General features: G+C 71.6%; 21 protein-coding genes. 16 read left to right on the forward strand and 5 right to left on the reverse strand.

Going from position 1 to position 25,417, the window contains the following annotated elements; genetic code table 11:
* The first annotated feature begins 20 nt into the window (after positions 1-20).
* From BN39_RS22475 to dnaE, 5 genes are all read left to right on the forward strand, one after another.
* Positions 21-656 (forward strand): TetR/AcrR family transcriptional regulator, encoded by a 636-nt coding sequence (locus tag BN39_RS22475; RefSeq protein ID WP_019204279.1) that lies wholly within the window; start codon positions 21-23, stop codon positions 654-656.
* On the forward strand, positions 653-2,386 hold the full coding sequence (locus BN39_RS20280; RefSeq protein WP_019204280.1) for an ABC transporter ATP-binding protein: 1,734 nt from the start codon (positions 653-655) through the stop codon (positions 2,384-2,386). The genes BN39_RS22475 and BN39_RS20280 overlap by 4 nt, the downstream gene beginning before the upstream one ends.
* The gene (locus BN39_RS20285) at positions 2,383-4,203 is read left to right on the forward strand and encodes an ABC transporter ATP-binding protein (protein ID WP_019204281.1); all 1,821 of its coding nucleotides are present in this window, start codon (positions 2,383-2,385) and stop codon (positions 4,201-4,203) included. The genes BN39_RS20280 and BN39_RS20285 overlap by 4 nt, the downstream gene beginning before the upstream one ends.
* Positions 4,204-4,308: 105 nt before the next feature.
* On the forward strand, positions 4,309-5,574 hold the full coding sequence (locus BN39_RS20290; protein ID WP_019204282.1) for a serine/threonine-protein kinase: 1,266 nt from the start codon (positions 4,309-4,311) through the stop codon (positions 5,572-5,574).
* Between the two features lie 79 nt (positions 5,575-5,653).
* Complete coding sequence (dnaE, locus tag BN39_RS20295) at positions 5,654-9,208, forward strand: DNA polymerase III subunit alpha (protein ID WP_019204283.1); 3,555 nt, start codon at positions 5,654-5,656, stop codon at positions 9,206-9,208.
* A gap of 21 nt (positions 9,209-9,229) precedes the next feature.
* Here the strand turns inward: dnaE and BN39_RS20300 are convergent, their stop codons facing one another.
* The 3 genes from BN39_RS20300 to BN39_RS20310 all read right to left on the reverse strand — a co-directional run bounded on the left by BN39_RS20300 (position 9,230) and on the right by BN39_RS20310 (position 12,619).
* Positions 9,230-10,714: a hypothetical protein gene (locus BN39_RS20300; RefSeq protein WP_019204284.1), complete on the reverse strand. Its 1,485-nt coding sequence runs from the start codon at positions 10,712-10,714 to the stop codon at positions 9,230-9,232.
* Entirely contained in the window at positions 10,711-12,240 is a 1,530-nt protein-coding gene (locus tag BN39_RS20305; protein ID WP_019204285.1) for a hypothetical protein, read from the reverse strand. The genes BN39_RS20300 and BN39_RS20305 overlap by 4 nt, the downstream gene beginning before the upstream one ends.
* 127 nt (positions 12,241-12,367) lie before the next feature.
* Positions 12,368-12,619, reverse strand: coding sequence for a hypothetical protein (locus BN39_RS20310; protein WP_081586238.1), 252 nt, complete (start codon positions 12,617-12,619; stop codon positions 12,368-12,370).
* 80 nt (positions 12,620-12,699) lie between these two features.
* Between BN39_RS20310 and aroC the strand changes: the two genes are divergently transcribed.
* From aroC to BN39_RS22480, 6 genes are all read left to right on the forward strand, one after another.
* Entirely contained in the window at positions 12,700-13,905 is a 1,206-nt protein-coding gene (gene aroC, locus BN39_RS20315) for a chorismate synthase (protein WP_040768979.1), read from the forward strand.
* Positions 13,905-14,519: a shikimate kinase gene (locus tag BN39_RS20320; protein ID WP_019204288.1), complete on the forward strand. Its 615-nt coding sequence runs from the start codon at positions 13,905-13,907 to the stop codon at positions 14,517-14,519. The genes aroC and BN39_RS20320 overlap by 1 nt, the downstream gene beginning before the upstream one ends.
* A 3-nt stretch (positions 14,520-14,522) precedes the next feature.
* Positions 14,523-15,653, forward strand: coding sequence for a 3-dehydroquinate synthase (gene aroB, locus BN39_RS20325; protein ID WP_019204289.1), 1,131 nt, complete (start codon positions 14,523-14,525; stop codon positions 15,651-15,653).
* Between the two features lie 25 nt (positions 15,654-15,678).
* Positions 15,679-18,423, forward strand: coding sequence for a LuxR family transcriptional regulator (locus BN39_RS20330; protein WP_019204290.1), 2,745 nt, complete (start codon positions 15,679-15,681; stop codon positions 18,421-18,423).
* A 141-nt stretch (positions 18,424-18,564) separates the two neighbouring features.
* A complete protein-coding gene (locus BN39_RS20335) occupies positions 18,565-18,930 on the forward strand; it encodes a YciI family protein (protein ID WP_019204291.1) in 366 nt (121 codons plus the stop codon).
* Positions 18,931-18,958: 28 nt separating this feature from the next.
* The gene (locus BN39_RS22480; RefSeq protein ID WP_081586213.1) at positions 18,959-19,387 is read left to right on the forward strand and encodes a cupin domain-containing protein; all 429 of its coding nucleotides are present in this window, start codon (positions 18,959-18,961) and stop codon (positions 19,385-19,387) included.
* Here BN39_RS22480 and BN39_RS20345 read toward each other — a convergent pair.
* Positions 19,384-20,049 carry a TetR/AcrR family transcriptional regulator gene (locus BN39_RS20345; protein ID WP_019204293.1) on the reverse strand — a complete coding sequence of 222 codons (666 nt, stop codon included), beginning with the start codon at positions 20,047-20,049 and terminating at the stop codon, positions 19,384-19,386. The two genes, BN39_RS22480 and BN39_RS20345, sit on opposite strands and share 4 nt — an antisense overlap.
* A gap of 108 nt (positions 20,050-20,157) precedes the next feature.
* On the opposite strand from BN39_RS20345, the gene BN39_RS20350 reads away from it, so the two are divergent.
* From BN39_RS20350 to nusB, 5 genes are read left to right on the forward strand one after another with little or no spacing between them, the layout of a single operon-like run.
* On the forward strand, positions 20,158-20,622 hold the full coding sequence (locus tag BN39_RS20350) for a nitroreductase/quinone reductase family protein (protein WP_019204294.1): 465 nt from the start codon (positions 20,158-20,160) through the stop codon (positions 20,620-20,622).
* Positions 20,623-20,664: 42 nt separating this feature from the next.
* Complete coding sequence (locus BN39_RS20355; protein WP_019204295.1) at positions 20,665-21,201, forward strand: YceI family protein; 537 nt, start codon at positions 20,665-20,667, stop codon at positions 21,199-21,201.
* Positions 21,202-21,232: 31 nt separating this feature from the next.
* Positions 21,233-22,315 (forward strand): Xaa-Pro peptidase family protein, encoded by a 1,083-nt coding sequence (locus tag BN39_RS20360; protein ID WP_051159096.1) that lies wholly within the window; start codon positions 21,233-21,235, stop codon positions 22,313-22,315.
* A 14-nt stretch (positions 22,316-22,329) separates the two neighbouring features.
* The gene (efp, locus tag BN39_RS20365; protein WP_019204297.1) at positions 22,330-22,893 is read left to right on the forward strand and encodes an elongation factor P; all 564 of its coding nucleotides are present in this window, start codon (positions 22,330-22,332) and stop codon (positions 22,891-22,893) included.
* Positions 22,894-23,388 carry a transcription antitermination factor NusB gene (gene nusB / locus BN39_RS20370; protein ID WP_019204298.1) on the forward strand — a complete coding sequence of 165 codons (495 nt, stop codon included), beginning with the start codon at positions 22,894-22,896 and terminating at the stop codon, positions 23,386-23,388.
* Between the two features lies 1 nt (position 23,389).
* On the opposite strand, the gene BN39_RS20375 is transcribed toward nusB, so the two are convergent.
* The gene (locus BN39_RS20375; RefSeq protein ID WP_081586215.1) at positions 23,390-25,396 is read right to left on the reverse strand and encodes an FAD-dependent oxidoreductase; all 2,007 of its coding nucleotides are present in this window, start codon (positions 25,394-25,396) and stop codon (positions 23,390-23,392) included.
* Positions 25,397-25,417 lie beyond the last annotated feature (21 nt).

Genomic DNA, 25,417 nt, shown 5'->3' on the forward strand with positions numbered 1-25,417 from the left:
ATTTCGCTACCCTCGCTCTCGTGCCCCGTGGCGACGAAGTCCGTACCCGCGCGCCGCACCTGCCTCCCGAGGAGCGCCGTGCGGCGCTGATCGACGCCACCCGCGACGCGCTGCTCGAACACGGCACGATCCCCACGACCCGGCAGATCGCGCAGCAGGCGGGCGTCGCGGAGGGCACCATCTTCCGCGTCTTCGACTCCAAGGAGGAGCTGCTCGACGCGGTCATGAACAAGTCCTTCTCGCCGGACGACCTGCTCGCCCGGATCGACGCCATCGATCCGGGACTTCCCCTGCGCGAACGGCTCTACCGGTTCACCGAGATCGTGCAGGCCCGGTTCCAGCAGGTGTTCGCGCTGATGGCGGCGCTCGGCCTCGTGGCCCCGCCGCACATGCGCGAGGACGCCCGGCGCCGCGCCGAGAAGGGCGCACCGGCCATCGCCGCCCGGCTCCGCCGCGTCATCGGGGAGGACGCCGATCAGCTCTCGGTCCCGCCCGACGAGGCGATCCACCTGATCCGCCTCCTCACCTTCTCGGGCAGCCACCCGCACATCAGCGAGGGCGCGATCCTCGCGCCGCACCGCATCGTCGACGTCCTGCTCGACGGGATCGCCGCCCGCCCCGCTCGCTCAGCCCACCAGGACAGGACCAGCCCGTGAACCTCCTCCGACTCGTCGCCGCCACCCTGCGGCCGTACCGGACGTGGCTGTGGATCATCGCCGCCGTCCAACTCGTCAGCGTCATCGCGAATCTCGCGCTGCCCAGCATCAACGCGAAGATCATCGACCTGGGCGTCACCCCGGGCGACACCGGCTACATCTGGCGGATGGGCGGGGTCATGCTCGCGGTCACGCTGGCGCAGGCCGTCGCGGCCGGCGGCGCAACCTACTTCGGCGCCCGGGCGTCCATGGCGTTCGGCCGCGACACCCGCGCCGCCCTGTTCGACACGGTCGGCGGGTTCTCCGGTCGCGAGGTGGCGAGATTCGGTGCGGCGTCGCTCATCACGCGCACCACCAACGACGTGCAGCAGATCCAGTTGCTCGTGATGATGACCCTGGCGATGATGCTGCAGGCGCCGATCATGGCCGTCGGCGGCGTGGTCATGGCGCTCCGCGAGAACGCCCGCCTGTCCTGGCTCATGGTCGTGGCGGTGCCCCTCCTCGGCGTGGTGCTGGGCATCGTCATCTCGCAGATGATCCCCGGCTTCCGTGTGGTGCAGGCCCGGCTCGACGGTGTCAATCGGGTTCTGCGTGAGCAGCTCTCGGGCGTGCGGGTGATCCGGGCCTTCGTCCGCGAGCCGGTGGAGCGGGACCGCTTCGAGGACGCCAACGCGTCGCTCACCGCGGCGTCGGTGCGCGTGATGCGCCTGATGGCGGTGATGTTCCCGTGGGTCATGCTGGTGCTCAACCTGTCCACGGTCGCCGTGTGGTGGTTCGGCTCGCACCTCGTCGCCGACGGCTCCGCGCAGATCGGCTCCGTCACCGCCTACATGCAGTACATGATGCAGATCCTCATGTCGGTAATGATGGCCACGTTCATGGTGATGATGGTTCCGCGCGCCTCGGTGGCCGCCGACCGCATCACCGAGGTGCTCGGCACCGAGACCACCGTCGCGCCGCCGGCGGATCCGGATCCGTTGCGCGCCATCACCGGCGTCGTGGACCTCGACCGCGTCGAGCTCACCTATCCCGGTGCCGAGAAGCCCGTGCTCCGTGACGTCACCTTCTCCGCCCGGCCGGGGGAGACCGTGGCGATCATCGGTTCCACGGGCGCGGGCAAGACCACGCTGATCAACCTGCTGGCCCGGCTCTTCGACACCACGGGCGGCGCGCTCCGCTACGACGGGGTGCGGATCGAGGACCTGCGGCCCGAGGCGCTGTGGGGTCACATCGGCCTGGTGCCGCAGCGGCCGTACCTGTTCACCGGCACCGTCGCCGACAACCTCCGCTACGGCGACCCCGACGCCACGGAGGAGCAGTTGCGGCAGGCCCTCGAGATCGCGCAGGCCGCCGATTTCGTGGCCGAGATGGGCGGCCTCGACGCCCCCGTCGCGCAGGGCGGCACGAACGTCTCCGGCGGCCAGCGGCAACGGCTCGCGATCGCGCGGGCCCTGGTCGCGCGCCCCGCGATCTACCTCTTCGACGACAGCTTCTCCGCGCTCGACCTCGCGACCGACGCGCGGCTGCGGGCCGCGCTCGCGCCGCACACCGTGGACGCCACCGTGTTCGTGGTGGCGCAGCGCATCTCGACGATCTCCGGCGCCGATCGCATCGTCGTCCTGGACGGCGGCGAGGTCGTCGGGCTGGGCACGCACGACGAGCTCCTCGCCGCCTGTCCCACGTATCAGGAGATCGCCAACAGCCAGGCGACGGAATCGAGTGCGGCATGACGGGCCCCGGAGCGCGCGCGGCGATGGCGGGATCGCCGCAGCAGAAGCCCATGACCTTCTGGCCGTCCCTCAAGCGGCTCATCGGGATGCTGCGCACCCAGCGCTCGACGGTCGTGGCCGCGGTGCTCCTCGCCGTCGGCTCGGTGGTCGCGGCGGTCGTGGCGCCCAAGGTGATCGGCACCGCCGTCGACGCCGTCTACGACGGCTTCCTCGGCTCGCTGCGCGGCGGGCCCGGCATCGACTTCGACCGGGTCGGCACGATCCTGCTGTGGGTGGTCGGGCTCTACGCCGGCAGTTCGCTGCTGCAGTTCGCCCAGGGCTACCTGCTCAACGGCGCGGTGCAGAAGGTGATGTACGAGCTGCGCCGGCAGGTCGAGGAGAAGCTGAACCGGCTGCCGCTGAGCTACTTCGACCGGCAGCCCCGGGGTGAGCTGCTCTCCCGCGTCACCAACGACATCGACAACCTCGGCCAGTCGCTCACCCAGGCCCTGGGGCAGCTCATCGTGTCCGCGTTCACGGTGATCGGCGTGCTGGTGATGATGCTCGTCGTCTCGCCAGTGCTCACCCTGGTCGCGATCATCGTGATCCCGCTCATCGTCGTCCTCACCGGGCAGATCATGAAGCGCAGCCAGAAGCAGTTCGTGGGCCAGTGGAAGCACACGGGCGCGCTCAACGCCCAGGTCGAGGAGGCCTTCTCGGGGCACGACCTGGTCACCGTCTTCGGTCGACGGGACGCCGTCCGCGCCCGGTTCGCCGCGGAGAACGAGGCGCTCATGGAGTCCGCCTACAAGGCGCAGTTCCTCTCCGGCCTCGTCATGCCGATCTCGATGTTCGTGGGCAACCTGCAGTACGTCGCCATCTGCGTGGTAGGCGGGCTCCGCGTGGCCTCGGGCTCGATGAGCCTGGGCGACGTGATCGCGTTCATCCAGTACTCGCGGCAGTTCACCCAGCCCCTCACCCAGATGGCGTCGATGGTGAACCTGCTCCAGTCGGGCGTGGCGTCCGCGGAGCGCGTGTTCGCGGTCCTCGACGCCGAGGACGAGGTGCGGGACCTGCCCGGCGCGCTGCCCACCCCCACCCGGGGGCGCGTCGCGTTCGAGGGCGTGCGCTTCGGGTACAAGCCCGAGGAGCCGCTCATCGAGGATCTGGACCTCGTGGCGGAGCCGGGCCGCACCGTCGCCGTCGTCGGTCACACCGGGGCGGGAAAGACCACGCTGGTCAACCTCATCATGCGGTTCTACGAGCTCAGTGGTGGCCGGATCACCATCGACGGCACCGACATCGCGGAGGTCTCCCGCGCGGACCTGCGCCGGCGGATCGGCATGGTGCTGCAGGACACCTGGCTGTTCGAGGGGACGATCGCCGAGAACATCCGGTACGGGCGCCTGGACGCGACCGACGAGGAGGTGGTCGCCGCCGCGACGGCGACGTACGTCGACCGGTTCGTCCGGTCCCTGCCCGACGGTTACGACACGGTCCTCGACGACGAGTCCGGCAGCGTGTCGGCCGGCGAGCGGCAGCTGATCACCATCGCCCGCGCGTTCCTCGCCGAACCGGCCATCCTCATCCTCGACGAGGCGACCAGTTCGGTGGACACCCGCACCGAGGTGCTGCTGCAGCGCGCCATGCACGCCCTGCGCGCGGATCGCACGAGTTTCGTGATCGCCCACCGGCTCTCGACGATCCGCGATGCGGACGTCATCGTCGTGATGGACCACGGGCGGATCGTCGAACAGGGCTCGCACGAGGAGCTGCTGGCGGCGGGCGGCCACTACGCGTCGCTGTACCGTGCGCAGTTCGAGGGCGTCGAGATCTGACGGGCGGATCCGACGGGCCGCAGGTCGTTGCCAAGGAGCGGCCAAGTGTGCACGCTAGGCTGAGGGCCGGATGAATCGGACGATGAACGGGCAGATGCGACGCTGATGAAGGACGAACTCGCGCCGGGCACGGTGATCGGCGGCTACCGGATCGAGCGGCGGCTCGGCACCGGCGGCATGGGCTCGGTCTACCTGGCCAAGCACCCCGAGCTGCCGCGGTACGACGCGCTCAAGGTGCTCGGCGCGAGCTACTCGGGCGACGACGGCTTCCGCAAGCGGTTCCTGCGCGAGGCCGAGCTCGCGGCGCGGCTGGATCACCCCAACATCGTCACCATCTACAACCGCGGCAGCGAGGGCCCGCTGCTGTGGATCGCCATGCAGTACGTCGAGGGCGACGATTGCGCCGTGCTGCTCAAGCGCGCCCAGGGCGGCCTGGACCCGGCGACGGCGGTGCAGATCATCGGGCAGATCGGCCGCGGCCTCGACCGCGCGCACAAGGCGGGGCTGTTGCACCGCGACATCAAGCCCGCGAACATCCTGGTCACCGCCGACGACGACGGCGACGACGACCGTCGCGCCCTGCTCACCGACTTCGGCGTCGCCAAGGGCGGCGACGACGCCTCGCAGCTCACGGCCGTGGGCACGGTCCTCGCGACGCTCGCGTACGCCTCGCCCGAGCAACTCTGCGGCGAGGACCTCGACCCGCGGTCGGACCAGTACTCGCTCGCGGCCACGTTCTTCCACCTGGTCACCGGCAAGGTCCCGTACTCCGGCGCCAGCACCGACGCCGTGATCGACGCGCACTTCAACGCCGCGCCGCCCCGCATCTCGCAGATCCGCGCCGGCGTGCCGCCCGCGGTCGACGCCGTCGTGGCCCGGGGCCTGGCCAAGACGCCCGGCGAGCGGTTCGCGACCTGCAAGGAGTTCAGCAACGCACTGCGGTCCGCGATGACGGCGCCCGCGGGCAGGCCGGTGCCCAGGCAGGTCCCGCCCCCCGGCCCCGGCGTACCGCCGCCGGCCCAGGCCCGGCCCGGATACGTCCCGGGCCCGGGACACCCGTCGGGCCCGCAGCCGCCCGCCGGCGCCGGGCGTCCCGGAGTTCCCGGGCAGCGCACCGTCGCGCCCGGGATCCGCGGGCAGGCGTACCGCCCCGGTTACCCCGTGGCGCGGCAGGCCCCGCCCTCGGGTGCGATGCCCCAGCCGCAGTACGGTGCGGGTGTGCCGTCGGGCGCCACGCCGCGCGCCCCGCAGGCCCCGCACCAGCAGAGACGTCCCGCTCCGGCGGGCGGGATATCGCCGACGGTGCTCGGGCTGGTCGGCGTGGCGGTGCTGGCTCTGGTCCTGTTGGTCCTGGTCATCGCGTTCGGATAGCGATCGCCACGGACCTGTCGGCGGAGGGGCCTACACTGCTTAATGACAGCGATGAGATTCCCTATCGGAAGTGATTGACGTGGCCGGATCGTTCGTGCATCTGCACAACCACACGGAGTACTCGATGCTGGACGGGGCGGCGAAGGTCGACCCGTTGTTCGCGGAGGCGAAGCGGTTGGGGATGACCGCGGTGGGCATGTCCGACCACGGCAACATGTTCGGCGCGTCGGACTTCTACAACACCGCGGTGAAGTACGAGATCAAGCCGATCATCGGGATCGAGGCGTACATCGCGCCGGAGTCCCGGTTCAACACCAAGCGCGTCAAATGGGGCGATCCGTCGCAGAAGTCGGACGATGTGTCCGGTTCGGGTGCGTACACGCACATGACGATGGTGGCGGAGAACGCGACGGGCCTGCGGAACCTGTTCACCCTGTCGTCGCTGGCATCGATCGAGGGCCAGCTGGGCAAGTGGTCGCGGATGGACGCGGAGATCATCGCCGAGCACGCCGAGGGCATCATCGCGACCACCGGCTGCCCGTCGGGCGAGGTGCAGACCCGGCTGCGGCTGGGCCAGTTCGACGAGGCTGTGGCCGCGGCGGCGAAGTGGCAGGAGATCTTCGGTAAGGACAACTTCTACCTGGAGTTGATGGACCACGGCATCGACATCGAGCGCCGGGTCCGCGAGGGCCTGTTGGACATCGGCCGCAAGCTGGGGATCACGCCGCTGGCCACCAACGACTGTCATTACGTCACGAAGGACAAGGCGGATTCGCACGGCGCGCTGCTGTGCATCCAGACCGGTAAGACCCTCTCGGATCCGACGCGGTTCCAGTTCGACGGCGACGGGTACTACCTGAAGTCGGCCGACGAGATGCGGGCGCTGTGGGATTCGCAGGTGCCGGGTGCGTGCGATGCGACGGTGGAGATCGGCGAGCGGGTGCAGTCCTACGCCGAGGTGTGGGAGCACAAGGACCGGATGCCGCGGTTCCCGGTGCCGGCCGAGCACAGCCAGGAGTCCTTCCTGGAGTCCGAGGTGATGGCGGGCCTGGAGCGCCGCTTCCCGGAGGGGGCGCCGCAGGAGTACGTGGAGCGCGCGAAGTACGAGCTGTCGGTGATCAACGAGATGGGCTTCCCGGCCTACTTCCTGGTGGTCGGCGACCTCATCGCGCACGCGCACGAGGTGGGGATCCGGGTGGGGCCCGGCCGTGGTTCTGCCGCCGGCTCGCTGGTGGCGTACGCGCTGGGCATCACCAACATCGACCCGATCCCGCACGGGCTGCTGTTCGAGCGGTTCCTCAACCCCGAGCGCGTGTCGATGCCCGATATCGATATCGACTTCGATGATCGCCGGCGCGGGGAGATGATCACCTACGCGTCGGAGAAGTGGGGCAGCGACAAGGTCGCTCAGGTCATCACCTTCGGCACCATCAAGACCAAGGCGGCCATCAAGGACGCCGCCCGCGTCATCTACGGCCAGCCCGGCTACTCGATCGCGGACCGGATCACCAAGGCGCTGCCGCCGCCGATCATGGCCAAGGACATCTCGGTCAAGGGCATCACCGATCCGGAGCACGAGCGGTACAAGGAGGCCGTCGAGGTCCGGCAGCTGATCGACACCGATCCCGACGTCAAGAAGATCTACGACATGGCGCTCGGACTCGAGGGCCTGATCCGCAACGCCGGCGTGCACGCCTGCGCGGTGATCATGTCGTGTGATCCGCTGACCGATGCGATCCCGGTGTGGAAGCGCGCGCAGGACGGCGCGATCATCACCGGGTGGGACTACCCGTCGTGTGAGGCCATCGGCCTGCTGAAGATGGACTTCCTGGGCCTGCGCAACCTCACGGTGATCGGTGACGCGCTGGAGAACATCAAGCACAACCGGGGCATCGACCTGGACATGGACGAGGTCCCGCTCGACGACGAGACCACGTACAAGCTGCTCCAGAAGGGCAACACGCTGGGCGTGTTCCAGCTCGACGGCGGCCCCATGCGGGACCTCCTGCGCCGCATGCAGCCCACCGCGTTCGAGGACATCGTCGCCGTTGGCGCCCTGTACCGCCCCGGCCCGATGGGCATGAACGCGCACAACGACTACGCCGATCGCAAGAACAACCGGCAGCAGGTCAAGCCGATCCACCCGCAGCTCGAGGAGCCGCTCAAGGAGATCCTGGCGGACACGTTCGGACTGATCGTGTACCAGGAGCAGATCATGCAGATCGCGCAGAAGGTGGCCGGGTACAGCCTCGGCCGCGCAGACATCCTGCGCCGCGCGATGGGTAAGAAGAAGGCCGAGGTCCTGGCGAAGGAGTTCGAGGGCTTCGAGAAGGGCATGCTGGACAACGGTTTCGAGAAGGCCGCGATCGATGCGCTGTGGGAGACGATCCTCCCGTTCGCCGGTTACGCGTTCAACAAGTCGCACGCCGCCGCGTACGGCCTGGTGTCGTACTGGACGGCGTACCTCAAGGCGAACTACCCGGCCGAATACATGGCCGCGCTGCTCACGTCGGTCGGTGACGACAAGGACAAGGCCGCCATCTACCTCGGCGACTGCCGCCGCCTCGGCATCACGGTGCTCCCGCCGGATGTCAATGAGTCCTTCCACGCCTTCACCTCGGTGGGGGAGGACATCCGGTTCGGTATGGGTTCGGTGCGCAACGTCGGTGAGGGCGTGGTCAATTCGATCGTCGCCACCCGGAACGAGAAGGGCAACTTCGCGTCCTTCTCGGACTACCTCGCCAAGATCGAGGTGGCGGCCTGCTCCAAGAAGGTCACCGAATCCCTCATCAAGGCGGGCGGTTTCGACTCGCTGGAGCACCCGCGCAAGGGCCTGTTCCTGGTGCACAGCGACGCCATCGAATCGGTGCTGTCCACCAAGAAGGCCGAGGCCGTCGGCCAGTTCGACCTGTTCGGCTCCATGGGCGAGGAGGACGGCGGCGCCGAGCCCATCGACGACGTCTTCACCATCAAGGTCCCCGACGAGGAGTGGGACGGCAAGCACAAGCTCGCGCTCGAACGCGAGATGCTTGGCCTGTACGTCTCTGCGCACCCGTTGGACGGCATCGAGCACGTCATCGCCGCGCAGACCGACACGGCCATCCCCGCGATCGTGGAGGGTGACGTCAAGGACGGCACCCAGGTGACCGTCGGCGGCATCCTGCAGTCGGTGAACCGGCGCGTGAACAAGAACGGCGCCCCGTTCGCGTCCGCGCAGATCGAGGACCTCTCCGGTGGTATCGAGGTGTTCTTCTTCCCGCAGGCCTACGCGGCGTACGGCGCGGAGGTCGTCGAGGACGCGGTGGTGCTCATCAAGGCGCGGGTGAACTTCCGCGACGACAAGGTGACACTGATCGCGAACGACATCGCGCAGATCGACCTGTCGCAGATCGGCGTGGCCAAGCCGCTCGCGCTCACGATGCCCACCCGGATCTGCACGCAGGACAAGGTGACCGCGCTCAAGCAGGTCCTGCAGCGCCACCCCGGGGTGTCCGACGTGCACGTCAAGCTGGTGACCGGCGACGGGGAGGGGCAGAGCACCACGCTCAAGCTCGCCGACGAGCTCCGGGTGAACCCGTCGTCGTCGCTGATGGGCGACCTCAAGGCGCTCCTCGGTCCGCACTGCTTGACCTGACGGACGCCGAGGCGGTGCCCGTCAGACGCCGGCGGCGGTCCCGAAGATCCGCTGATACAGGTCCTCGCCGTGGCTGGTGGGGAGCGGCGCGCCCGGCAGCACCCGGAACGTGCGGTCGCCGGTGGCGAGCCGCTCCGCGCGGAGGAAGGCGTGGCGCGGATCGCCGGCCTCCGCGAGGCCTCGCGACAGCTCGTACATGTGGGTCACGTAGATCACGGTGACGCCGGCGTCCCGCATCGTCTCGACGATCCGCCGCGCGAGCGCCGCCCCCTCGCGCTCGTTGGTCGAGGCGAGGGATTCGTTGCAGAGCAGCAACGCGCCGGGGCGGATCACGTCGGCGATCGCGCTCATCCTGATCAGTTCCTCCTCGAGGCGGCCCGCGGTGTCGCCGCCGCCCCTCTCCTCGCCCCCGAAGTGGGTGAGCACCTGGGGGTGGACGGGCCCGCGGTACTCACGGGCGGCCACGGGCATCCCGCAGCGCAGCATCAACTGCGCCACGCCCACGCTGCGGAGCAGCGTGGTCTTCCCGCCGTGGTTGGCGCCGGTGATCATCGTGACCGATGTGCCCTCGCCGTCGATGTCGTTCCCCACGACGGGGTCTCGAGACTGCAGGGCGAGGACGGGGTGATACGCGCCGCGGCACACCAGGCCCCGCGACGACGGCTCCGGCAGGCACCAGGGCGCCCCGCGGGCGTCGAGGGCGGCTAGGAGGTTCATGACGCCCGTGTAGAAGCCCAACTCGTCGGCGATCGTGCGGAAGTAGCCGGCCACGTGTTCCGCCGCCTGCGCGACGGCGTCCGCGGCGGTGCGGATGCCGCGGCCCGCGAGCATCGTCAGGGCCTCCGCGGACGCGGGATCGCCGGTGTCCACGTCGATCCCGCCGTCCCTGGCGCGCAGCTTCCGCCACCCGGCGTGCTCGGGATGGCGGAGCACGTGGCCCGTTCCGTGCGCCCCGGGGCCGAGCCGCACACTGATCAGCTCGCCCTTGGCGAACCGGAGCTCCTTGAGGTGGGTGCGCACCGACGTGAGATAGTCGTCGCCGAGTTCCTCTGCGACGCAGGAGAAGAACGCGTCGAAACCCTCGGAGGAGAACCTGCCGCGGGAGCGGTCGCACGCCGCACGCAGGTCGATGAAGGCCTCGAGGAACATGTCCAGGACGTCGAGGGACCGGTACAGCACCTTGTCCGGCGTCGCCCGGGTGAACAGACCGAAGTAGTTGTGGCGCTCGCGTTCCACGGCGCGGGACGCGATCGCGCGCAACTCGGCGACCCGGTCCGGATTGGCGAGGCAGTCCCGCAGTACCGCGTGCCGGTACCGGATGTCGTCGTCGGAGGCGACGTCGCCGAGCAGCATCGACTCCGCGACCCGGTACACCGTGTCGTCGCCGCCGGCCATCACCGGAAGCAGCCGGTCCAGCCCCAGATTGCGCCGCAGCTCCTCGGAGCGGGCGGGTGCGGGCGGGTGTTCGCGCAGGTCCGCGTCGCGGTACAGCAGCCGGGTCCTCACGATGCGATCCTCCGGCTCAGCGTGGCGGGATCGAGGCCGTGCCTGCGCGCGAGCGCGTCCGCGTGGGCGAGGCCGCGGGGCGGCCCGCGACGCACCCGGTAGGTGCGCTCGGACGGGTCGTCCGGCACGTCGGCGGTCATGCTCACCACGCCGGGGCCGATCGTCGCGATCTCGTCGACGAACGTGACGTACACGCATCTCGATCCCGTCTCCAGCAACCGGCGGACGACCGCGGTGCCCAGCCGGATGCCGTCCTCGAGCGAGGTGGAGGAGAACGTCTCGTTCATCACCACCACGCTCCGGTCCGTGGCCGTTGTGAGGATCCCGCGCATCCCCTCGATGTCCTCCTCGAGCCGTCCGAGCCGATCGTCGGCCGACTCGGGACGCTCGAACCGGGTGTACAGCGCGTCGAAGAGCCCGATCTCTGCGTCGGTGCCCGGGATCGGCAGGCCGAGCGCCGCGAGGTGGTGGACCTGCCCGAAGGCGCGGGCCAGTGCGGTCTTCCCTCCGTGGTTGGGCCCGGTGAGGACGAGCACGCGTTCGTCGTCGCCCAGCAGCAGGTCGTTGCCCACCACGCGTTCTCCCCGCCGGGCCAGGTCCATCGCCATCGCGACGTCGAACGTGTTCTGGACGTGGAGAATCGGCCGCTCGGCGATGGTGGGGAGTGTGAACGGCAGGCCGGCCGCCTCCATCGCGGCCACGAAGTCCAGGTAGGCAAGGTACCAGCGGATCTCCAGATCGACCTGCGCGGGCACCGGATCGCGGTCCTCGGCGTGCTCGGTGCGGAACCGGGCGAGGGCGCGGAAGGCCTCCGGGAACAGCGCCGTGACGTGGTCGAGGATCGCGGCGTCGATGCCGTCGAGACCGGGGCGCACCGGCGGTTCCTCCGCGCGGCGGCCGCCCTCGTCCACCCGGAACCGGTCGAACACCGCGGCCACCTCGGCGCCGTAGTCCGGCTCGCCGTGGTAGCGGCCCACGCGGACGTCGGAGTTCTTGATGCGGACCGTGTACTCGACGCGGTCCAGCAGTTCGGCCGCCGCGGCCGCGTCGCCCTCCAGCGCCCGGTGCCCGGGCGACCCGGCCAGCCGGTCGAGGTGCTCGCGCAGGTCCCGCAGGGCGGTGGCGGGCGCAACGGTTTCGGCGAGGGCCGAACGGAGCCCGGCGATGGCGGCAAGGTAGCGCCGCGCCGCGTGCAGGGCCCACGCGTCGCTCTCGGGGCGGAGCGTGAGCCGTGCCGCGTTGGCCCGGGCCTCGCGCATCTCGGCCATCGTCGCGCAGAACCGCCGCAGCCGGCCCGTGAGCCGGGGGTCGCCGCGGAGTGCGCGGCAGAGGTCCTGCCGGTAGCGCGCGGCCGCCGGCGAGGACGCCGGTGCGTGGAAGAGCGGGACGATCTCGGGATCCTCGCGGCTGACCGCTGCTACCAGCCGGTCGAGTCCGAGATCGGCGAAGGGGGCCGGAAACCGCCCCGCGCCGTCGGTGGGGACGGGGGAGGTGGACGGCTCGCCGAGGAGGGATGAGAAGCCCATCGCGCACCTCCGCTCTCGTCCGTGTCGCCACGGGCGGACCGGCGGGAGCGTCGGCGGCGCTCACGAGGACCGCCGGGTTCTTCGACGGTACTGCCGCGGGGAACGGGCGGGCAACCGCCGGGCCGTGCTACACGCGGGAGTGCAGGGCGCGCGCCGCCCACCAGACCACGACGCCGGAGCCGGCGGCGGCGAGGATCGCGGGCGCGAAGGACGCGCCGCCCACGGCGCCGGTCAGCAGCACGCCGAGCACCAGGACGACGAGCGCGGCGACCAGGGCCTCGGCCTTGTACAGGGGCCAGCCGATGCCGAACACGTCGACGGTGCGCCGGTCCGCGGGGGAGCGGTCGGCGGAAGTCGAAGATGAGGCCATCACGGTCATGGGGTTCACCATACCCGGCGACTGAAGTTTCGGCTACCCGAACTCACGGTCGGGAGGGTCGATCTGGGATGATGAAACGCGTGTTGCGCTGGATCACCGCAGGAGAATCGCACGGCCCCGCCCTGGTGGCCCTCATCGAGGGCATGGTGGCGGGTGTCGAGGTCACGTCGTCGGACATCGCCGCCCAGTTGGCGCGGCGTCGCCTCGGCTACGGCCGCGGTGCCCGCATGAAGTTCGAGGCCGACAAGGTCACCATCCTCGGCGGCGTGCGGCACGGGCGCACCCTCGCCGGACCGGTGGCCGTCGAGATCGGGAACACCGAGTGGCCGAAGTGGGAGCAGGTCATGTCGGCCGACCCCGTTGACCCCGCGGAGCTCGAGGGCGCGGCCCGCAACGCCCCGCTCACCCGCCCCCGGCCCGGCCACGCCGACTACGCGGGCATGCTCAAGTACGGCTTCGAGGACGCCCGCCCCGTCCTGGAGCGCGCCAGCGCCCGGGAGACGGCCGCCCGCGTGGCCTGCGGCACCGTCGCCCGCAACTTCCTCCGCCAGGCCTTCGGCGCCGAGGTGATCAGTCATGTCATCTCCATCGGCGCGTCCGAGCCCTATTCGGGCCCGACCCCGTCGGGCGACGATCTCGCGCGGATCGACGAGTCCCCGGTCCGGGCCTTCGGGGAGGCCGCCGAGGAGTCGATGATCGCCGAGATCGAGGCCGCCAAGAAGGACGGCGACACGCTGGGCGGCGTGGTCGAGGTCGTGGTCACGGGGCTGCCCGTGGGCATCGGCTCCGTCACCTCCGGGGACAGCCGCCTCGATGCGCGCCTCGCGGGTGCGCTCATGGGTATCCAGGCGATCAAGGGCGTCGAGGTGGGCGACGGTTTCGAGACCGCGCGCCGCCGTGGCAGCCAGGCCCACGACGAGATGCTGCCCGATCGCGGCGGCGTGCTGCGATCGACGAACCGCGCGGGCGGCGTCGAGGGCGGCATGACGAACGGCGAGGAGCTGCGGGTGCGCGTGGCGATGAAGCCGATCTCCACCGTGCCCCGCGCGCTCCGCACGATCGACATGCAGACCGGCACCGAGGCTGTCGCGATCCACCAGCGCAGCGACGTCTGCGCGGTGCCCGCGGCGGGCGTGGTCGCCGAGGCGATGGTGGCGCTCGTCGTCGCGCAGGCCGCGCTGGAGAAGTTCGGCGGCGACAGCCTGGCCGAGACGCGCAGCAACATCGAGCGGTACTCCGAGCAGGTGTCGGCGCGGTTGCAGCGGGTGACACCCGAGGCGATCTGATGACGCCCCGGCCCGCGGAGGTGGCGGCGCAGGGGCCGGCCGCCATCTTGATCGGGCCGCCGGGTGCGGGCAAGACCACCATCGGTCGTCGGCTCGCGAAGGCGCTGCGGGTGGAGTTCCTCGACGTCGACGAGGAGATCGAGCGCCGCGAGGCGCGCTCGATCCCGGAGATCTTCGCCGGGGACGGCGAGCCCGCGTTCCGCGCGATCGAGGAGCGGGTGATCGAGGACGTGGTCACGCACCACGCCGGCATCGTCTCCCTGGGCGGCGGCGCGGTGCTGTCCGAGTCGACGCGCTCGCTGCTGCGCCGGTACCAGGTCGTGTACCTGGAACTCACCGAGGACGAGGGCATCCGGCGCACCGTCGGTTCGTCGCGCCCGCTCCTCAAGGGCGACGATCCCGAGGCGGCGTACCGGGCCCTGATGGCCCGCCGCACCCCGATCTATCGTGAACTCGCGACGATCCGCGTCTCCACCGTGGGACGCGCACCGTCGTCCGTGGTCCGTCAGGTGCAGCGGCGCCTGAAGGACACCGCCCCGGGCCGGGAGCGGCGCGGCCCCTGGCCGAAGCTGCCCGCCGTCCTCCGCAATTCCGCCAAGAACCGATCGGAGTAGCCCATGAGCCACGACACCCCCGAGGCGACGGAGCCCGTCAAGGTCGCCGTGAACGCCGGCAGCCCGTACGAGGTGCTGATCGGGCGCGGCCTGCTCGACGACGTGGTCGCCCAGGCGGGCGACGCCACCCGGGCTGCGATCTTCTACCAGCCGACGCTGGGGGAGACGGCCGAGGTGTTGCGGCAGGCGCTGGCGGACAAGGGGATCGACGCGCACCGCATCGAGATCCCGGACGCCGAGAAGGGCAAGGACCTCGCCGTGGCGGGATTCTGCTGGGAGGTGCTCGGCCGGATCGGCCTGAGCCGCCAGGACGTGATCTACAGCCTGGGCGGCGGCGCCGCGACCGATGTCACCGGTTTCGTCGCCGCGACCTGGATGCGCGGTGTGCCCGTGGTGCACGTCCCCACCACGCTGCTCGCGATGGTGGACGCCGCGGTCGGCGGCAAGACCGGCATCAACACCGATGCGGGCAAGAACCTGGTGGGCTCGTTCCACGAGCCGCGCGCCGTGGTGGTCGACCTCGCGACGCTGGAGACGGTGCCGCCCAACGAGATCGTCGCCGGAATGGCCGAGGTCATCAAGACCGGATTCATCGCCGATCCGGTGATCCTGGACCTGATCGAGAAGGATCCGCGGGCCGCGCTCGATCCCACGGGCGACGTGCTGCCCGAACTGGTGCGCCGTTCCATCGAGGTGAAGGCACAGGTGGTGTCCGCGGACCTCAAGGAATCGTCGCTGCGGGAGATCCTCAACTACGGGCACACACTGGCCCACGCCCTGGAGCGGCGCGAGCGGTACCGCTGGCGCCACGGCGCCGCCGTCTCCGTCGGCCTCGTCTACGCCGCCGAACTCGGCCGCCTCGCCGGGCGGCTCGACGACGAGACCGCGGACCGGCACCGTCGCGTGCTCGAATCCGTCGGGCTGCCCACCAGCTACGACGCCGACGCCTTCAGCCAGCTCATGGAGTACATGGGCAAGGACAAGAAGAACCGCGCCGGGATGCTGCGGTTCGTGGTGCTCGACGGCCTCGCTCGCCCCGGCCGCCTCGAGGCGCCGGACCCGTCGCTGCTCGTGGCCGCGTACTCCGCCGTCGCGAAGGACGGCACCCCGCCCGACGGAGCCGTCCTCCTGTAGGCCTCGCCCGGATAGGGTTGTTCCCGTGTCGCTGATCGGCCGGGACGACGAGCGCGCGCGGATCGAAGGTCTCCTCGCCGATGCGCGCGCCGAACACGGTGGTGCCCTCGTGCTGCGCGGCGAGCCCGGAATAGGCAAGTCCGCGTTGCTCGATCACGCCGCCGCGGTCGCGGCCCGGGACGGCATGCGGGTGATCCGTGCGGCGGGAGTCGAATCCGATTCGGACTTGCTCTACGGCGGCCTGCATCAGTTGCTGCTCCCGCACGTGGGTCGCCTGGACTCGATTCCGGGCCCGCAGGCGGCGGCCCTGCGCGGCGCCTTCGGCATGGCCGAGGGCGGCGCGGCGAACCGGTTCCTGATCGCCGCGTGCACGCTGGCGCTGCTGGCGGACCTGGCCGAGGACGCGCCGCTGCTATGCGTCGTGGACGATCTGCAGTGGGTGGACCGCGGTTCGGTGGAGGCGCTCCTGTTCGCGGCGCGCCGGTTCGGCGACGACCCCATCGCCGTGCTCTTCGCAGTGCGGGAGACGTCGATGCCGTTCGAGACACCGGGCCTCGACACCGTGCCGGTGGCGCCGCTCGGCGCGCGGGACGCGGCGCGGGTGCTCGCGCTGCACGCCCCGGGGATCGACGCGGGACTCCGAGCCCGGGTGCTGCACGAGTCGGCGGGAAATCCGTTGGCACTCAAAGAACTCGGATCGCTGTCGGCGGAGTCGGACGATCCCTCGCATGCCGATCCGGTGGGGCCGGTGGGTACCCTGCCCGTCCCGCTGCGGGTGCAGGAGGTGTTCCGCAGGCAGATCGCGGCCCTGCCCGAACCCGCGCGCCGCGCGCTGCTCGTGGCCGCCGCGGATTCGGCGGCGCCGCTGTCCCTGATACTGCGGGTCATGGCGGACCTGGGCGGCACCGTGGCGGACCTGGCGCCCGCGGAGAGCGCGGGCCTGGTGCACGTCGGCGACCGCATCGACTTCCGGCACCCCCTCGTGCGGGCCGCCGCGTACCGGGGCGAACCGCTGCCGCACCGCCTCGACGTGCACCGCGCCTACGCCCGGGTGGGCGCCGCCGGCACCGACCGCCGGGTGTGGCACCTCGTCGCCGCGACGCCGACTCCGGACGAGTCCGTCGCCGCCGAGCTCGACGCCGTCGCGGAGCGCGCGCGGCACCGCGGCGGAGCGATGGCCGTCTCGGTCGCGTACGAGAGGGCGGCTCGGCTCAGCGAGGAGACGGAGCCCAGGGCCGCACGGATCGCCCGCGCCGCGCAGGCGGCGTTCGACGCGGGCCGGCCGGATCGGGCCCAGCGCCTCGCGGCCGAGGCCCTCTCCCTCAGCGCGGATCCCGGGATCCGCGCCGATGCGATCTACGCGCGCGGCGCGGTGGCGTACGAACGGGTCTCCCCGCGCGCCGACGCCGAGCTCACCGTCGAGGTGGCGGAGTCCGTGTTGCGCAGCGATCCCGACCGGGCCGCGCTGGCGCTGTACGAGGCGGCGCACGCAGCCCGGCACGGCGCGGCGCGGGACCTGTTCGGCCGGGCGGGGGCGTTGCTCCGGGAGTTCGGCCCGCCGGCCCCGTGGGCGGAGGTGGTCCGCGCACTCATCGGGTGGGACGACATGTTCGAGGGCCGCCCCGGAGTCGCGGTCGGGCCGGTGCGCGCGATCCAGGGGTCGGCCCGCGGCGGCGACGCCGAGCTGACGCACGCCATCACGGCCGGGATCGGCGGCCTCCTCATCGCCGACGAGGACGACGTCGTCGGCACGGTGGGGGAGATGCTGGTCGGGGTGCGGGAGGAGGGCGCGCTCGGATGGATCCCGTACTGCCTCAACGTGCTCGCGGTGGCCAGGCTGTTGCGCGGTGAGTTCGCGGACGCCCGCGCGTGCGTCGCCGAGGGCGTGGCCGTCAGCGAGGAGTTCGGTAACCGCACCGAGAGTCTGGCCCTCCGGTCGATCGAGGTGTGGTTGCTCGCCGTCGCGGGCGACGAGGACCGGTGCCGGGAACTCGCGGAGAGAGTGCTCCCCGACGCGCGGGACCGGCACCGCGTCAACGCCGACATCGGGGCGTGGGGGCTCGGGATGCTCGACCTCGCCGCAGGGCGGTACGACGACGCCCTCGCGGCCCTCGAGGCGGTGTGCACCGGTCCGGCCGGCCGCGACGTCGTGATGCGCGCGGTGCCCGATCTGGTCGAGGCCGCGGCGCGAAGCAGTGCGCAGCAACGGGTATCGGGCCTCGCGGCCGAGTTCGAGACGTGGGCGGACGCGGTCTGCCGCCCCGTCGCGCGGGGGCTCGCCCTCCGCTGTCGCGCACTGCTCGCCGGCGACGACGCGGCGGGCGCCGGCGCCGCGGAGGCGGCCTACGGCGAGGCGCTCCGCCTGCACGAGCGGGCGGCCGGTCGCTACGATCTCGCCCGTACCCGGCTGGTGTACGGGCAGTGGCTGCGCCGCCGGCGCCGCCGCACCGAGGCGACCGCGCTGCTCGGCGCCGCGCTCGCGGGGTTCGAGGACCTCGGCGCCGCACTCTGGGCCGAACGGGCCCGCGGTGAGCTGGCGGCCCTCGGCGGATCCGGTGCCGAACGGCGGCCGGTGGGGCCGCTCAACCTGCTCACCCCGCAGGAGCTGCAGGTGGTGCGCCTGGCCGCGGCCGGCCGCACCAACAAGGAGATCGCCGCCCAGCTCTACCTCAGCCCCCGCACCGTGGGGTACCACCTCTACAACGCGTACCCCAAGCTGGGCGTCGCCGGGCGATCCGAGCTCGCCACGGTCGTCGCGGGAGCCGAGTAGCAGGGCGCTCTCGGCGCGGGTGACCCCGGACGCCACCGATCCGGAACCAGGTAACGATGACGGATGCGCCCCGGTCGCGCCCTCCGTAGCGTTCTGATCAGGGCGAACGTCCCCACCAGGAGCACGAACCAAGGAGCCGTCATGACGCAGTACTTCCTCAGCCTTCCTCACGATTCCGCCGAGGAGATCAGCATGGAGGACATCGATCCCGCGGAGCTGGAGGCTCTCATGGCCGATGTCGAGGCCTTCAACACCGAACTGCAGTCCACCGGCTCGTTCGTGTTCGCGGGCGGCCTGCAGCCGCCGTCGACCGCGACCACGGTGGACGCCTCGGGGGACACCCCGGAGTTCACGCCCGGGCCGTTCGTCAAGGCGTCCGAGTACCTCGGCGGGTTCTGGGTGATCGAGGCCGACAACGACGACGACGCGATCGAATGGACTCGGAAGGCGTCGCGCGCGCTGCGCAGCCGCGTCGAGGTCCGCGCGCTGCAGGAGGCGCCCGCCTGATCCGGCGGGACGCCGCGGGGGAGCAGTCATGCCGGGTAGCGTTCTCAGGCTGAGTGATTCGCAGTCGGTCGAGATACGTGCGTGCACCGCCGAGGCCCTGGAGCTGTGTTCGGCGTGGGCGCCGTCGGGAAGCCCGCCGCCGCGGCACTGGCACCCGCGACAGAGCGAGCGGTTCCGGGTGACCGGTGGCGAACTGACCGTCGAGCTCGACGGTGCGCGGCGCGTCCTCACCGAGGGCGAGGAGATCGACGTGCCCGCGTGCACCGTTCACCGGATGTGGAACGCGGGCGCGGTGCCCGCCACCGCCGCCTGGACCGTGCGCCCGCCGCTGCGAACCACGGAGATGTTCCGCGCCGTTGACGCCGGGCTCGGCCCGCTCCGCGCGGTCCTTCTCCTCGCCCGCTTCCGCGCCGAGTACCGGATCGGACCGGTTCCGCGCCGCCGCCGAACCCGCTAGAGCCCCAACAGGTCCGCGGTGCGGTCCAGGGTGTAGGCGAACAGCTCGTCGGCGGGCTCGAGGGTGTTCGCGAACTGCCCGAACAGCTCGAAGGTCACGGCGCCGAACACCTGCGTCCACGCCAGCACTCCCAGTGCGAGCTGGGCGTGGCCGGCCTCGGGCGCCACCGCCTCGGCGACCGCGCGCAGTTGGTCGTCGAGGACGCCGGAGGGTGCGGGCGCGCCCCCGTCCCCGGCGGCGGCGATGCGGGCGAAGGTCCCCGATATCCGGATCGCGGCCGCGGTGGTCTCCGGTGGCGCGTGGTAGCCGGGAACGGGGGAGCCGTAGAGAAGCGTGTACTCGTGCGGGTGCGTGCGGGCCCAGTCGCGGACGGCGTGGCCGACCGCGATCCACCTCTCGCGCGGGGCCGCGCCCGAGGCGTCCGCGCCCTCGACCGCGTCGCCGAGTGCGGTGTACGCCTCGGTGATGAGCGCGGTCAGCAAGGCGTCCCGGCTGGGGAAGTAGCGGTAGACGGCGGACGACGCCATCCCCAGGTCGCGGGCGACGGCGCGAAGGGACAGTGCCGCGGCGCCCACGTCGCGAAGCTGTGTGCGGGCGCTCGCGGTGATCTCCGCGGTGATCTCGGCGCGGGCGCGTTCGCGGGCGGACTGCGAGGCGTTCATGCCATCGAGTATGGCACCGATCCGAAACGAGAGCGCTGCTCTTGACAATGGCCGTCGATCGGCGGAGCATGGATTCGAAACGAGAGCACTGCTCACAATGGAGGAATCATGACCGCTCAGACCGCCGGCCCCGCCGACCGCACCCGCCCCGGCCGGGTCGCGACGCTCGTCAACGGCGCCGTCGCCCGGCTCGCCCGTCGCGGCGTCTCCCTCTACGGCGCCCGCGAACTCGCGGTCCGCGGCCGCCGCTCGGGGGAGTGGCGCACGGTCCCCGTCAACGTCCTGACCGTCGACGGTGTCGACCACCTCGTCGCGGCCCGCGGCGTGACCCAGTGGGTCAGGAACATGCGCGCCGCCGGCGGCGGCGAACTGCGCCTGGGGCGCACCGTCGAGCCCTTCTCCGCGACCGAGCTGACGGACCCGGCCGCCAAGGTCCCCGTACTCCGGGCGTACCTCCGGAAATGGGCGTGGGAGGTCGGCGCGTTCTTCCCGGGCCTCTCCGCCGACAGCACGGACGCCGATCTCGTCGCCGCGGCCGGCGGCTACCCGGTCTTCGTCGTCGACCGCTCCTGACGCGCGCTGCCGCCGGGCTGCTCCGGCGGTACCGTCGACCGTGTGAACGAGACCCGGACCTACGACCAGGATTCCGCGACCCTGCGGGTGCGTACGGGTGTGGCGGGCCGCTCCGCGCGGCTGGGGCACCGCCTGATCCTCGAGGCGAAGGCGTGGCGCGCCGAGGCCGTCGTCGAGGACGGCGTGCCCACGGCCCTCACCGTCGTCGTCGAGGCCGCGTCACTCGACGTCGTGGCGAGCGACGGCGGGCTCACATCGCTCAGCGCGCCCGAACGGGCCGTCGCCCGCACCAACGCGCACAAGTCCCTCAAGGTGAAGGCGTTCCCGGAGATCGAGTACCGCTCCACCTCGATCGAGCAGACCGCGAACGGCTTCCACGTGCAGGGCGGTGTGACGCTGTGCGGCCAGACCCGCCCGTGCGGGTTCGCGCTCGACTACGAGGACGCGGTTCCGGCGCCCGCACTCGTCGCGGTGGTGCCGGTGAGGCAGACGGACTTCGGCATCAAGCCGTTCTCCTTGATGATGGGCACGCTGTCCGTCGCGGACGAGGTCACCGTCGAGGCCCGCGCGATCCCGTGACCCGGTGGCGGGCCGCGATACGGTGAAGGACATGCCCGGAACCGTGACGCCCTCGCCCATCGACCACGCAGCCCGCCGGGACGCGCTCCGCGCCGGCCTCGAGCAGTCCGCGTTCCTGGTCACCGATCTCGACAACGTCCGGTACCTGTCGGGGTTCACCGGCTCCAACGGCGCCCTCCTGATCGCCGCGGACCCCGCCGACGACGCCGTCGCGACCGACGGGCGGTACCTCACCCAGGTCGCGGAGCAGGCGGGCGATCTCACCGCCGTGATCGAGCGCGACGTGGCGAGCGCCCTGCTGGCGCGGGCCACGGGCACCGTCGGTTTCGAGGCCGCCGCCATGAGCTTCGCCGACCACGCCCGGCTACGCGACGCCGGTCCCGAGCTGGTGCCGACCACCCGCATCGTGGAGTCGCTCCGCGAGGTCAAGGACGCCCACGAGATCGAGCTCCTGGCCCGCGCCTGCGCGATCAGCGACGACGCGCTGGCCGCGCTGCTCCAGGAGGGCGGCGTCCGGCCCGGTGTGACGGAGGCCCAGGTCGCGCGCCGGCTCGAGAACCTCATGTACGAGCTCGGCGCCGAGGCCGTCGCCTTCGACACCATCGTGGCCGCCGGCGCGAACTCGGCGGTGCCGCACCACCGCGCCGCGGGCGCCGTCCTCGCCCCTGGTGACTTCGTGAAGATCGATTTCGGCGCCCGGTACGAGGGCTACCACGCGGACATGACCCGGACCTTCGTGCTCGGCGAGCCCGCGCCGTGGCAGCGCGAGGTCTACGGCGTCGTCGCCGCCGCCCAGCGGGCCGGCCGGGAGGCGCTCGCACCCGGGGCGGAGGTCCGCGCCGTCGACGGTGCGGCCCGCGCCGTCATCGAGGCCGCCGGGTACGGCGAGCAGTTCCTGCACGGCCTCGGTCACGGGGTCGGGTTGCAGATCCACGAAGCCCCGACGCTGGGGAAACTCGGCAGCGGTACACTGTCCGACGGTGCTGTGGTCACCGTCGAGCCGGGTGTGTACCTCCCGGGTCGCGGTGGAGTCCGGATCGAGGACACCCTCGTGGTCCGCGGCGACGGGCCGGAACTGCTGACCCGCACCACCAAAGACTTGATCGCACTCTAGGAGAATTGACACCCGTGGCATCGACTGCTGACTTCAAGAACGGACTGGTCCTCAACCAGGAGGGCCAGCTCTGGCAGATCATCGAGTTCCAGCACGTCAAGCCGGGCAAGGGGCCCGCCTTCGTGCGGACCAAGCTGAAGAACGTCGTCTCCGGTAAGACGGTCGACAAGACCTTCAACGCCGGCGTCAAGGTGGAGGTCGCCACCGTCGACCGCCGCGACTTCAGCTACCTGTACCACGACGGTTCGGACTACGTCTTCATGGACGCCGAGACCTTCGACCAGATCGGCCTGCCCGAGGAGAAGGTGGGCGACGGCGCCCGCTTCCTGCTGGAGAACATGCAGGTCCAGATCTCGATGCACGAGGGCGAAGCCCTGTTCGTCGAGCTCCCCGTCTCGGCCGAGTTCGAGGTCCAGCACACCGATCCGGGCCTGCAGGGCGACCGCTCCACCGGCGGCACCAAGCCCGCGACGCTGGAGACCGGCGCCGAGATCAACGTCCCGCTGTTCATCAACACCGGCGACAAGCTCAAGGTCGACACCCGCGACGGCAACTACCTGGGGCGTGTGAACTCCTAAGTGCCCGAGCAGTCTGAGAACAAGCGGCCGAAGAAGTCGGGCGCCCGGCACAAGGCGCGCAAGCGCGCCGTCGACCTCCTCTTCGAGGCCGAGGCCCGCGACGTCACCGATCTCGACGGCCTCCTGAACGAGCGGCGCGCGCTCGCGGCCGAGGACGCCGCGGTGCCGCCCGTGTCCGAGTACACCGCGGAACTGGTCACCGGCGTCGGCGTGGACGGCGAGCAGCTGGACTCCGTCATCACGTCGCACCTGACCGGCTGGACCCTGGCGCGCCTGCCCGCGGTCGACCGCGCCATCCTGCGGATCGCCGTGTGGGAGCTGTTCAACGCCGCCGACGTGCCGCCGGCGGTCGTGGTCGACGAGGCGGTGGAGCTCGCCAAGGAGCTGTCCACCGACGATTCGCCGACCTACCTCAACGGGGTCCTCGGCAAGGTGGCCACGCTGGCCCCGCAGGTCCGGGCCGCCGCGGCCGCGCAGCCGTCGAGCGGGGAGTAGCTCAGCCCAGGCGGGCGATCAGCGCGCGCGCGTTGCGCAGCGCCAGTGCCTGCACCGTGCCGATCGGGTGCACCCCGGCGGCCGACGGCAGCATCGACGCGTCCGCGATCACCACGTTGGGCGCGTCGAACAGGGCTCCCTCGGGGTCGGCCACCCCGCGCTTGGCGGAGGATGCCATCCGCGCGGTACTCATCCCCTCGAGGGAGCCGGTGGCGATCTCGCCGACGCCGTATCCCGCGGAGTGCGATTCCGAGAGGAAACGCTGCAGCGTCTGATCACCCGGCACGTAGTCGCCGCCGCGCTGCTGGCCCGTGAAGATCCGCCGCGCGCCCGCGGCTTCGAGGATCCGCACCGCGGTGTCGACCCCCGTGCGCAGGTGGTTGCGGTCCGCCTCCGCGAGGTCGTACCGGACCGACGGTTCGCCCGAGGCGTCCATCACGACCTCGCCGGCACCGCGGTCGCGGACCGCGACCCGCAGCACGGAGACGTGGGGCAGCTGCCGCATCACGTTGAGGTGCTCCGCGGCGTTGCGCCACGGCACTGCGCTGGCAGCCAGCGCGGGCGTCAGCGGCGCCGTCTCGTAGTGCACCCCGAAGCCGTTTCCGTCGAGGTTCGCGTGCGCGTCGCTGTACCGCGCCGAGGTGGTCCCGTGCCACGGCATCACGGTCTCGCCGAACACGCCGAGCGCCGTCGCGACGGGGTGCAGGTGCAGATGCTTACCCACGTGCGCTCCGCCGATCCCCGAGCGGGACAGTAGCGCCGGCGTCTCGAAGGCGCCGGCGGCGACCACCACGGCGCTGCACCGGATGGTGAGCCAGGACCCGCCCGCGGTCCGCGCGATCACGCCGCGGGCCCGGCCGGACTGCACGTCGATCGACCGCGCCTCGGCGCCGGTCACGATCCGGGCGCCGCGCTTCTCGGCGTCCCGCAGCCACGTGCGTCCCGCCGTGTGCTTGGCGCCGATCCGGCAGCCCAGCGCGCAGCGCCCGCATTCGACCCCTTGATCACAGTTGTCCACGGCGCGTTCCACGGTGCGCACCGCCATCCCGAGCTCGGCGCACCCCTTGGCCAGCAGCTGATCCCGGGCCGACGGTGCGCTGTACGCGTCCGTGACGCCCACCCGCTGCCACACGGTGTCGAGCGCGGCGTCGAAATCGGGCCCGGTGTCGATACCCCGCTCGGCCCAGTCGGCGCGTACCTCCTCGGACGGGCGGAAGTAGCCGCCGTAGCTGGTCACCGTGCCGCCGCCCAGGCAGCTCGCGGACAGCACGTACGACTGCGCGTTCTCGGACCAGAACGGGCTGCTGGAGTACAGGTGGGTGAGCCCGTCCAGATCGGTGCCGCCCATGTCGTTGAGCTGGGCGTACTCGCCCTTCTCCAGCACCACCACGTCGAGGCCCGCCTCGGCCAGCTGCGCCGCGGCGACGGCGCCGCCCGCGCCCGACCCGACCACCACCACGTCGCACGCCGTGGCCGCGTCGATCTCGTACCGGGTGGGGGACAGGGGACGCAGTGCCCGCATCGCCCGGCCGCGCGGCTTCTTCAGCGGCTGCTGTCGCGGATAGCCGATGGCGTCCATCAGTTCGGCACCGGGGCCGTGCATTCCGTCCGCGCCGGCGGCCGTGTAGTAGGCGAGCAGTGCGATGTTCCGCAGCCGCTTGAACAGCATCCGCTTCTGCGGGAACCGCGACCGCGACAGGTCGATCAGGATGCGCTCGCGATCGGCGAACGGGAGGTCCGCGAAGCGTTGCCCGCGGGTGCCCAGCACCGTGGTGCAGAACACCCGGCTGTCGAACAACGAGAGCGACTGCGAGAGCGTGCCACCGTCGCTGTCGCGGGGGCTGCGCGCGGCGTACGAGACGGCCAGGTCACCGGCGCGGACGTCGCTCGCCGACGGGATCGCCACACCGTCACCCGGGGCGAACGTGTCCACGATCGCCGAGAGCGTCCGCCGCTGCCTGGTGGACAATTCCATGCCCCGAACGTACTGGTATGCTTCCTGTTGCATCAAGGCATCCTTTAAGTCCGT

It is taken from the genome of Tsukamurella sp. 1534 (assembly GCF_000312385.1).
In the GTDB taxonomy this organism is placed as follows: Bacteria; Actinomycetota; Actinomycetes; order Mycobacteriales; family Mycobacteriaceae; genus Tsukamurella.

Coding starts and splice junctions, on each gene's coding strand:
- BN39_RS20335 (WP_019204291.1), top strand. CDS start 18,565: ATGACGCAGTACTTCCTCAGCCTTCCTCACGATTCCGCCGAGGAGATC.
- BN39_RS20350 (WP_019204294.1), top strand. CDS start 20,158: ATGACCGCTCAGACCGCCGGCCCCGCCGACCGCACCCGCCCCGGCCGG.
- BN39_RS20345 (WP_019204293.1), bottom strand. CDS start 20,049: ATGAACGCCTCGCAGTCCGCCCGCGAACGCGCCCGCGCCGAGATCACC.
- BN39_RS22480 (WP_081586213.1), top strand. CDS start 18,959: ATGCCGGGTAGCGTTCTCAGGCTGAGTGATTCGCAGTCGGTCGAGATA.
- BN39_RS20320 (WP_019204288.1), top strand. CDS start 13,905: ATGACGCCCCGGCCCGCGGAGGTGGCGGCGCAGGGGCCGGCCGCCATC.
- BN39_RS20375 (WP_081586215.1), bottom strand. CDS start 25,396: ATGCAACAGGAAGCATACCAGTACGTTCGGGGCATGGAATTGTCCACC.
- BN39_RS20310 (WP_081586238.1), bottom strand. CDS start 12,619: ATGACCGTGATGGCCTCATCTTCGACTTCCGCCGACCGCTCCCCCGCG.
- BN39_RS20285 (WP_019204281.1), top strand. CDS start 2,383: ATGACGGGCCCCGGAGCGCGCGCGGCGATGGCGGGATCGCCGCAGCAG.
- aroB (WP_019204289.1), top strand. CDS start 14,523: ATGAGCCACGACACCCCCGAGGCGACGGAGCCCGTCAAGGTCGCCGTG.
- BN39_RS20290 (WP_019204282.1), top strand. CDS start 4,309: ATGAAGGACGAACTCGCGCCGGGCACGGTGATCGGCGGCTACCGGATC.
- BN39_RS20305 (WP_019204285.1), bottom strand. CDS start 12,240: ATGGGCTTCTCATCCCTCCTCGGCGAGCCGTCCACCTCCCCCGTCCCC.
- BN39_RS20360 (WP_051159096.1), top strand. CDS start 21,233: ATGCCCGGAACCGTGACGCCCTCGCCCATCGACCACGCAGCCCGCCGG.